We start from the raw sequence: 250 nt of genomic DNA, 5'->3' as shown, positions 1-250 counted from the left end.
CCCCTGCGCGTCGAGGTCGGCGACGATCGCCTTGCGCGCGTCGAAGCGGTCGAGGCCGCGATACTGCTCGGGGCCGTTGTCGTTGATCTTCGCGTCGAGCGTCAGGATCTCGATCGGTGCGAGCTTGTGGCGCACGCCGACCTGGTAGTCGTTGAAGTCGTGCGCGGGCGTGACCTTCACGACGCCCGTGCCGAATTCGCGGTCGACGTAGTCGTCGGCGATCACCGGGATCTCGCGGCCGGTCAGCGGC

Annotated in this window: 1 protein-coding gene; it reads right to left on the bottom strand. The window is 68.4% G+C overall.

The window, feature by feature from the left end:
- Positions 1 to 250, bottom strand: a 250-nt coding sequence (locus AAEY88_RS14815; protein ID WP_350563613.1) for a hypothetical protein, incomplete at both ends; no start/stop codon positions are given.

It is taken from the genome of Psychrobacter sp. CAL346-MNA-CIBAN-0220 (assembly GCF_040309805.1).
Taxonomy (GTDB): Bacteria; Pseudomonadota; Gammaproteobacteria; order Pseudomonadales; family Moraxellaceae; genus Psychrobacter.
The sequence above is the reverse complement of the archived record's forward strand: the minus strand, read 5'-3'. Positions and strand labels throughout refer to the sequence as shown.